The sequence below is a fragment of the Arthrobacter sp. JSM 101049 genome (genome assembly GCF_041679245.1).
GTDB lineage: Bacteria > Actinomycetota > Actinomycetes > Actinomycetales > Micrococcaceae > Arthrobacter_H.
Window position 1 is genome coordinate 1 of the sequence record NZ_JBGFFC010000017.1, and the last position, 2,166, is coordinate 2,166.

Annotated in this window: 1 protein-coding gene; it reads right to left on the bottom strand. The window is 67.0% G+C overall.

The genetic code is table 11. From position 1 onward, the window contains the following. On the bottom strand, positions 1 to 2,166 hold a 2,166-nt coding region (gene aceE, locus AB8M85_RS17460), incomplete at both ends, for a pyruvate dehydrogenase (acetyl-transferring), homodimeric type (protein WP_372700107.1).

Genomic DNA, 2,166 nt, shown 5'->3' on the forward strand with positions numbered 1-2,166 from the left:
GCCGTCGCGGCGCAGTTCGTTCCAGCTGGTGACGGACCAGACGTCGGCGGAGACGCCCCATTCGTCGGCGAGGATCTGCTGGGCTTCCAGGGCCCAGGGTACGGAGACGCCGGAGGCCAGCAGCTGGGTGCGGGGTCCGTCGACGGTGGCCGGGGCCAGGAGGTAGATGCCCTTGAGCAGTCCCTCCACGTCGAGGTCCTTCGGTTCGGCCGGTTGGAGGATCGGCTCGTTGTAGACGGTGAGGTAGTACATCACGTTGGGGTCCTCGTGCTCCCCGCCGTACATGCGCCGCAGACCGTCCTTGACGATGTGGCCGATCTCGTACCCGTAGGCGGGGTCGTAGGTGACCACTGCGGGGTTGGTGGAGGCCAGGAGCGGGGAGTGCCCGTCGGCGTGCTGCAGGCCCTCGCCGGTCAGCGTGGTCCGCCCTGCGGTGGCGCCGATGACGAAGCCACGGGTCATCTGGTCCCCAGCCGCCCAGAAGAAGTCACCGGCACGCTGGAACCCGAACATCGAGTAGAAGATGTAGATCGGGATCAGCGGTTCGCCGTGCGTGGCGTACGCGGTGCCCGCGGCCGTCAGCGCGGCGGTCGAACCGGCCTCGTTGATGCCGGTGTGCAGGATCTGGCCCTGCGGGGACTCCTTGTAGGCCAGGACCAGGTCACGGTCCACCGAGAGGTAGTTCTGCCCCTTGGGGTTGTAGATCTTCTTGGTGGGGAAGAGCGAGTCCATGCCGAAGGTCCGCGCCTCGTCGGGAATGATCGGCACCACGCGGTCGCCGAATTCCTTGTCGCGCATGAGGTCCTTGAGGAGGCGGACGAAGGCCATGGTGGTCGCGGCCTGCTGCTTGCCGGATCCGCGTTTGGCGACCTCGTAGGCCTTGTCCTCGGGCAGGTGCAGCGGCTGGTGCTTCGTCCGACGCTCGGGGACGGCGCCGCCGAGGGCGGCGCGGCGTTCCATCATGTACTTGATCTCCGGGGCGTCCGGGCCCGGGTGGTAGTACGGCGGGGCGTAGGGGTCGGCCTCGAGCTGTTCGTCGCTGATGGGGATGCGCAGGTGGTCGCGGAAGGCCTTGAGGTCCTCCAGGGTCAGCTTCTTCATCTGGTGGGTCGCGTTGCGGCCCTCGAAGTGCGGGCCGAGCCCGTAGCCCTTGACCGTCTTGGTCAGGATCACGGTCGGCTTGCCCTTGAACTCGGTGGCAGCCTTATAGGCGGCATACATCTTGTGGTAGTCGTGCCCGCCGCGCTTGAGGTTCCAGATCTGCGCGTCCGTCAGGTCCGCGACCATTTCCTTGGTCTGGGGGGTCTTGCCGAAGAAGTGCTCGCGCACGAACCCGCCGGATTCGGCCTTGTAGGTCTGGTAGTCCCCGTCCGGGGTCTGGTTCATGATCTCCACCAGGGACCCGTCGTCGTCCTTGTCGAGCAGGTCGTCCCACTCGCGGCCCCAGACGACCTTGATGACGTTCCAGCCGGCGCCGCGGAAGAAGGCCTCGAGTTCCTGCATGATCTTCCCGTTGCCGCGTACCGGCCCGTCCAGGCGCTGGAGGTTGCAGTTGATCACGAAGGTGAGGTTGTCCAGCTTCTCGTTCGCGGCCAGCTGCAGGAACCCGCGCGAGTCCGGCTCGTCCATCTCGCCGTCGCCCAGGAACGCCCAGACGTGCTGGTCGGAGGTGTCCTTGATCCCGCGGTTGTCCAGGTAGCGGTTCAGCTGGGCCTGGTAGATCGCGTTGGCCGGGCCGATGCCCATGGACACGGTGGGGAATTCCCAGAAGTCGGGCATCGAGCGCGGGTGCGGGTAGGAGGGCAGGGCGTGCCCGGCCTTGGATTTCTCCTGGCGGAACCCGTCGAGGTCGACCTCGCTCAGGCGGCCTTCCATGAAGGCGCGTGCGTACATGCCCGGGGAGGCGTGGCCCTGGAAGAAGACCTGGTCGCCGCCGCCGGGGTGGTCCTTGCCGCGGAAGAAGTGGTTGAACCCGACCTCGTACAAGGTCGCCGCACCGGCGTAGGTGGAGATGTGCCCACCGACGCCGATGTCGGGGTGCTGGCCGCGGTGGACCATGATCGCCGCGTTCCAGCGCATCCACGCCCGGTAGCGGCGCTCGATCTCCTCGTTGCCCGGGAACTCCGGTTCCTGGTCCACCGGAATCGTATTCACGTAGTCCGTGGT